This window comes from Sphingobacterium sp. UBA3519 (assembly GCF_002377215.1).
GTDB classification, from domain to species: Bacteria; Bacteroidota; Bacteroidia; order Sphingobacteriales; family Sphingobacteriaceae; genus Sphingobacterium; species Sphingobacterium multivorum.
In genome coordinates this window covers 25,538-32,575 of the sequence record NZ_DFPI01000010.1, presented here as the reverse complement: position 1 = coordinate 32,575, position 7,038 = coordinate 25,538, and the positions used below count along the sequence as shown (strand labels likewise).

Genomic DNA, 7,038 nt, shown 5'->3' with positions numbered 1-7,038 from the left:
ACCTTACCTTACCTTACCTTACGTAAAACGAAACGATCGCACTATTTAATCTTATCCTAGGTCGCCAACAAAAAAGCCAGCACCTGTTTGACAGGTGCTGGCTCAATATGCGATTTAAAGCAAATTATTCAGCGATAACAGCAAATTCAGCTCCGGAAGCATAATCATCACCACGTTGGGAGTTAAGTCCTGTAAAGCGGATATAACGTCCTTTCACAGGCTTTTCGAATCGAACAGTTTTTAATTTTTTATTCCGTTCAAAAGATCCGGACATCACATCTTCCCAGTTCTTCCCATCTTTACTCACCTGGATCTTATAATCCTTGATATCACCATTCGGTCCATCCTGTCTTGGTAGAAAAGTGAAGCCCTTAATTGTTTTGCTACTTCCAGCATCAAAATCAACCCAATGTGGATACTGTGCTACGGTAACCGAATACATCGTGTGCCAAATCGAGGAAGGATCTCCATCCAATAGGTTCTTGGCATCCCCTTCACCAGTCTCCTGACTTGAAGCAAAAACAACCTCCATTGGAATGGTTTCGATTTTAGTGTATTGTTGTGTTACCTTCAATTTTTCATTTTGTTGATACCAAGCCGTTACTGTACCACCGGCGCGTAAGTCAAAAGGCGCTTTATAAACACTTGCCTTTGCATTGTTCAAACTGTATAATACGGTCTCATTTTTATTTCCCGATTGAATAGAAACTTCTCCATTTGAACTTCTTGCCAACGAAATGGGCGCGTCACCGGCAGTCGCTACCTGAGCCTTTGCTATCATATCATTGTTCTGAATCGGACGGATAATGAAACCGATAGCCGTTGGTACTGCTTTCACACGGTCCTTTTCTAACGGTGGCCCTTGTCCACAGCTATTACCACCAAGTCCTGTTACAGCTGCATCAAGATGCACGTGTACGCCCGAACTTTTTGGTAATTGATAAGGGTGCGGTGCAAAGGTCAACTCAAGCTCACTATAGTCCAAAGCGGATGTTGATAAATGCTCTTTCGCAATAAAAACAACTCCCTGTCCAGCATTATTTGTCAATGCTGTCCAACGCACATCCTCATTGTTACTCATATTTTGCGGATTAGGCCATGGCACAAACTGATCTTTTACAGTGCTTTTGTGCAATTCAATAAATTGTGCTGTCTTCCGATCAGCATAATTATTGATCGGTCCACGTCCATAATAACTATAATTGCCATACTCTGTCGGTAATTGCAAAGCATATCCCAATCGAGCTAATACAACACTTGCATTATTGGATGTAATACTCGACGACAATTCAATAGAGCCATCCTTATAAATTGTCCAGATCTGATTGCTTGTAAATTTAAAATCATCTTTGCCAAAAGGCTTATCCGTATGCTCTTTAAGCGTGTAGGTTCCCGAAGTTCCCCCCAACAAAGACGCGCCATATGGAGCTTGCGATTCAACCGTAAACGCCAATACAACTGTTCCATCTTTCTTGGTATAACTGTTTGAAGACAAAACCTTATGTTTAAGGTTATGTAATCCTTTTTCAAACCATTGTTGGTAAGCCCAGTTGTCATTGTCAACCGGAGCACGTAGTGCATCCAATTTTGGGCCTTCGCCATCGCGGATAACTTGTTTACCGGCATATGTTAGATTATATATCGAGCCTGTTTTATTGTCAAACTTCGCGATAAACTGATCTCCTTTCACCACCTGCAAATCACCTTCTTTGGAAAGCGACGGAGCCCCTCCTTGTGCAACAGCGGAAATCAACGGTTTATTTTCAGCCGCTTTGACAAACAGTTGTTCCTCCATTTGAACAAAACCTTTGGCCGCCCAAGGTCGATCTGTATTGAGAATAAACTGTACTTTTACAAAATACTCCGATCCCGCATCTAACTGCGCATAATTTATCGGCAATATAAGCTGCTTGCGTTGGCGCGCTGTCGGCAAATCAGCGGCACTGATTGTACCTGCACTATTTTTTACTTCTACCCCATCCTTATATAGCGACCATTGAACCTGATAATCGGATAGATCTTTAAAATAATTTTTATTGAAAAGCTCAATTTTCCCCTGTTGAATATCAACAGCCTTTACGCCCGCATTTTGGTACACTTTCTTGACCTCAAAATACTGTGGTTTAGGTTTCATATCGGCAAAGATCAACCCATTATTGACAAAGGTTCCATCATTGGGTTTGTCTCCAAAGTCGCCGCCATAAGCGAGAAAGCGTTCGCCGGTCTTCTTATCGTAATAATACATAGCCTGATCAATCCAATCCCAAATGGCACCGCCCATAAAGAAGTTGGTCGATTCGATGGCTTCCCAATAATCAATTAGGTTACCAACGGCATTACCCATGGAATGTGAATACTCCGAGATATGAAATGGATATTTCAATTTGTAAGTGCCTTTTACAGCTCCTCTTACCCAGTCTATTGAGGGGTATTGATTGGAGCCCATATCAACGATTGTATTGTTACGCTCGTATTGAACAGGTCTTGACGTATCGATTTTCTTGATAGCCTGATAGGCGGCCACGAAATTATCACCTGGACCGGCTTCATTTCCTAAAGACCAGATAACCACTGCCGGATGGTTGATGGTCGAATGCACCATCTCGATATTACGGGCTACATGGGCATTTTTCCATTCAGGAACATGAGAAAGAGACTCTTTGCCATAATAATATTCATGGCTTTCGATATTGGCCTCATCCTCGAGATAAATTCCATATTTATCGCATAAATAATACCAATAAGCAGGTTCTGGATAATGCGAATTCCGGACATGGTTGATATTCGCCCGTTTCATTAATTTCACCTCAGCTTCCATCTGTTCTCTGGTCACTACTTTGCCATGTTCAGGATTGGTTTCATGACGGTTGACGCCTTTCAGTTTCACCGTCTTACCATTGACATAATAATAACGTCCGGACAAGCCAAATTCATCATCCGCAGCCTTGGTATCTTTAATCTCAACCTTTCTAAATCCAACATAGGTAGAAATAGTCTCAACCGTTTTGTTCTTTTTATCCTTCAATTCAGCCACCAAAGTATACCGATAAGGTAATTCGGCAGACCATTTATCCGGATTTTTGACGTTCAACGTTGCGGCGACGCTATTAGAAACTTGACCATCCAGGGCTGGCACAGCTGATGAAGCTTCTGTCTGATCAACAAGGGTATTCTCGTCACTGTATAGCTTATTTTTATAAAGTGAATAAACTACTTTATACCCTTCAGCTTTCTTACTACCCAGATTGCGTACAGTACTCGTAATTTTCAACGAACCATTTTCGTAATTGCTGTCCAAGTCTGGAATGGCCGCTAAATCGCGAATCTGAACTTTTGGCGTTGAAGTAAGCGAAACATCCCGAAATATCCCGGGCAATCTAAACATATCCTGATCTTCCAAAAAGGAAGCGTCCGAACTCCGGTAAACTTCAACAGCCAACACATTTTCAGCACCCTTTTTTAAGTAAGGCGAGATATTGAAAGATGCGACGTTTCTGGAATTTTTTGAAAATCCGACATATTTGCCATTTATCCACAGGTAGAAAAAGGAGTCTACACCATCAAAATTGATAAATACCTCACGACCGTCCCAATGAGTAGGTACTGTAAAGTTACGTCGGTACGATCCTACTTCATTACGGTAGACATAAGTTGTCCAATCTTGGGCTGGCGTCCGCATAACTCCACCGCGCCAATCATCGACCTTTACTTGATGATGAAAGATCACACGTTGATTGGTATAAATAGGTACACCATATTTTAAGCTTCCATCCTTCTGTATACCATAAATATTCCAGCTCATAGGGACTGGAACAGATTCCCAGGCACCCACATTATAATTCGGATCATAAAAGTCCTTTGGTCGCTCTTCCGGGGTCTTTACCCAGTTAAACTTCCAGGATCCATTGAGCGAAAGCCAATAGTTACTATGCTCGGGAAGTACTTTTCGCGCACTTTCTACGTTCTGAAAGGAGAAGAACGACGCATGCGGCAACTCCTTATTAAGTGATAATAATTGAGGCGATTCCCATTCATTCCCTTTTGGAGCCGTTGTGGCTCCATACTGGAAACCGTCGATAGATGACGTAATCGTTTGCCCTATCGTGACGGTAGTGTCCAGCGACAGCAATGAGGCTAGAATCGTTGAAAAAATAACAGAGTTTCTTAACATAATGTAATTAAGCAATTTAGTCCAGGAAACCAAATGTAACTTCATTTTGTAGTAATAACAAGCAGATTATTAAAGCACTCGATTGCGAAACTTTTTCGATACAAAAAAGATCATATCGAACTTTAAAATTGTTCTATAGGTTCTCTATTTGAGGATCGTACATAAAACAATGTAAAAACGTAAAAAATTGACCCGGCGAAAAATAACGATGTCCTCCCAAAAGAAGCTGATTCCAATAAAAAACAAATGCTTTCGGTTTCAAGGAATAAGCCTTATTTTTGGGGATAGATTTCACTTTAAACAAATAAAAGTTTACGTTTGAAAATATTTCGAAGAATTTTATTTTTCAAAGGGTTACAATTTAAGCATTAAGGTATTAATAGGTGAGTAAATTCAGTAAATCAGTCCTGCTAGAAAATGATGAGCAAATCATTGAAGGCATCAAAGACGGCAACAGCTTGGCGATAGATGCTATCTACAAGCGGTACTATCCGTCTATAAGCCATATGATCTTGCAAAACAATGGAAGTGAGGATGAAGCGAAAGATATTTTTCAAGAAGCTGTCATTGTGCTCTACGATAAAGTTTCCAAAGGGAACTTTGAGCTCAGCAGCAAACTTAAAACATATCTTTACTCGATTTGCAGAAGGCTTTGGCTTAAGCAACTCAATCGTGCTGGTTTTGGCAACAGTGACATTAGCGGTTATGAAGATTCCTTATTTGAGGAAGAAGATCTACAACAGCATCAAGAACTTGAAAAGAAGTTCGACCAAATGGAACTTGCCTTAGAGAAAATGGGAGAACCTTGTAAGACAATCTTACATGATTTCTACATCTTAAACCATTCGATGCAGGACATCTGTGATAAATTTGGTTATACCAATACAGATAATGCCAAGACTCAGAAGTATAAATGCCTACAACGGCTGAAAAAAATATTTTTTTCAACAGATTAAAATTAGTGTAACACCATGGGAACAATGAATCAAAAAGAATTTTTCGAATTAGCAGACCAGTATCTTCGCGGCGAATTATCGGCCGAAGAAAAAGCTGCATTTGAATCTTTTTGTGCTGATCAGCCCTCCTATGCTGCCCAATTACAACAACACCGCGAATTTGTTGCCAATATGAAAGAAACCAGTCAACGGCTGGATTTCAAAAATGCTTTAGCACAATCAGCAAAAGAATACCATAAAACCCAAAACAAACCCGCAAAGGTAGTTCCTATAAAACAATCAGCGGTAATTTCACTTTGGGAACGCATCAAAGCAAGTTCTTTAGTGGCTGCAGTGGTAGCGGTATTTGCAGTATTTGGCACATTATGGCTGAGCGGTTATTACAGCAACCTCGAGAAAGCATCTTCCGATTACAGTGCATTACGTAGAGACATGAACAATGTCAAAAAGAACGTCAACGCACACAACGCTGCTATCAGGGATATCAATGACAAAAAATCTGTAAAAGGTACCGAAAGCCAGTTTGGTGCAACAGGATTTATGTTGACGACAGATGGCTATGTCGTCACCAATTACCATGTCATTAGCGGGGCTGATTCGATCTATTTACAAAATAGTAAAGGCGAATCGTATAAAGCACAAATCGTACACACCGATCCAAGCAAAGACTTGGCTATCTTATACATCGCAGATAAGACCTTTAAGAAAGCTAAAAGCTTACCTTACACGTTCAAAACGTCGACTTCAGATCTTGGTGAAGATATTTATACGATCGGGTTTCCTCGGGACGAAGCAGTATATGGTCAGGGATACCTAAGTTCATCAACAGGTTATGCCGGTGATACCATCGCTTATCAGATCTCCGTACCTGTCAATCCAGGTAACAGTGGCGGTCCGGTATTGGATAGCAGAGGTAATGTGATTGGTATTATTTCCGGAAAACAACGTGGCATAGATGGTGCCGCCTTTGCAATCAAAACGAAATCAATCTTGAACGCCTTAGCGGACATACCAAGTGATTCACTGGTTACCGGTCTTAAGATCAACAAAAAGAATAGCTTGGCAGGTTTACCAAGAACAGAACAAATCAAGAAAATGCAAGACTATATCTACATGGTTAAAGTCTATTAGGAGGCATTTATAACTTATAAAAAAGGCAACGTTGAAAAACGTTGCCTTTTTTTGTTCTTTAATTCCAAGGGCTTACTCCCTATAGATTAGGCTGTGGCGTCGTTCTCAAATACGGTTTGATCTCTTTGAAGCCTTTTGGAAATTTAGCAGGAATATCTTCTGTCTTGATCGCTGGCACAACAATAACATCTTCACCATGCTTCCAGTCAGCGGGCGTAGCGACTTGATAATCGGCAGTTAACTGTAAAGAATCAATGACCCGTAAAATTTCATCAAAATTACGACCTGTTGATGCTGGATAGGTCAGCGTCAATTTGATCTTTTTGTCAGGACCGATAATAAATACGGAACGTACGGTCGCTGTTACGGAAGCATTTGGGTGGATCATATCGTACAATTCGGATACATGATGATCTTCATCAGCAATAACCGGAAAATTCACTTCGGTATTTTGCGTTTCATTGATATCCTTAATCCAATTCAAGTGATCGTTTACATTATCGACGCTTAGCGCAATGGCCTTCACACCCCTCTTGTCAAATTCAGATTTCAATTTTGCCGTACGGCCCAACTCTGTAGTACATACCGGCGTATAATCTGAGGGGTGCGAAAAGAAAACGACCCAGCTATCTTTGATATAATCGTGAAAGTCTATTTCACCAATGGTTGTTTGCGCTTTGAAATTTGGCGCTTCATCCCCTAATCTTAAACTCATAATCTTATTTTTTAAATGTGTTTAAATTATATAGTCTACAAATATAGTAGATTAAATTTAGCAAA

Annotated in this window: 4 protein-coding genes; 2 read left to right on the top strand and 2 right to left on the bottom strand. The window is 40.4% G+C overall.

Annotated elements, in window-relative coordinates; all coding sequences use genetic code 11:
* Positions 1–124 precede the first annotated feature (124 nt).
* Entirely contained in the window at positions 125–4,216 is a 4,092-nt protein-coding gene (locus tag B3297_RS04140; RefSeq protein WP_286778466.1) for a glycoside hydrolase family 2 TIM barrel-domain containing protein, read from the bottom strand.
* Between the two features lie 338 nt (positions 4,217–4,554).
* Here B3297_RS04140 and B3297_RS04135 point away from each other — a divergent pair, with 338 nt between their 5' ends.
* Both B3297_RS04135 and B3297_RS04130 read left to right on the top strand, forming a co-directional pair.
* Complete coding sequence (locus B3297_RS04135) at positions 4,555–5,127, top strand: RNA polymerase sigma factor (protein WP_115047104.1); 573 nt, start codon at positions 4,555–4,557, stop codon at positions 5,125–5,127.
* 24 nt (positions 5,128–5,151) lie between these two features.
* On the top strand, positions 5,152–6,258 hold the full coding sequence (locus B3297_RS04130) for a S1 family peptidase (protein ID WP_236586131.1): 1,107 nt from the start codon (positions 5,152–5,154) through the stop codon (positions 6,256–6,258).
* A gap of 79 nt (positions 6,259–6,337) precedes the next feature.
* On the opposite strand, the gene B3297_RS04125 is transcribed toward B3297_RS04130, so the two are convergent.
* Positions 6,338–6,973, bottom strand: coding sequence for a peroxiredoxin (locus tag B3297_RS04125; RefSeq protein WP_286778465.1), 636 nt, complete (start codon positions 6,971–6,973; stop codon positions 6,338–6,340).
* Positions 6,974–7,038 lie beyond the last annotated feature (65 nt).

Bases quoted from the DNA above. Each gene is read 5' to 3' on its own strand.
- B3297_RS04140 (WP_286778466.1), bottom strand. From the start codon at position 4,216: ATGAAGTTACATTTGGTTTCCTGGACTAAATTGCTTAATTACATTATG.
- B3297_RS04130 (WP_236586131.1), top strand. From the start codon at position 5,152: ATGAATCAAAAAGAATTTTTCGAATTAGCAGACCAGTATCTTCGCGGC.
- B3297_RS04125 (WP_286778465.1), bottom strand. From the start codon at position 6,973: ATGAGTTTAAGATTAGGGGATGAAGCGCCAAATTTCAAAGCGCAAACA.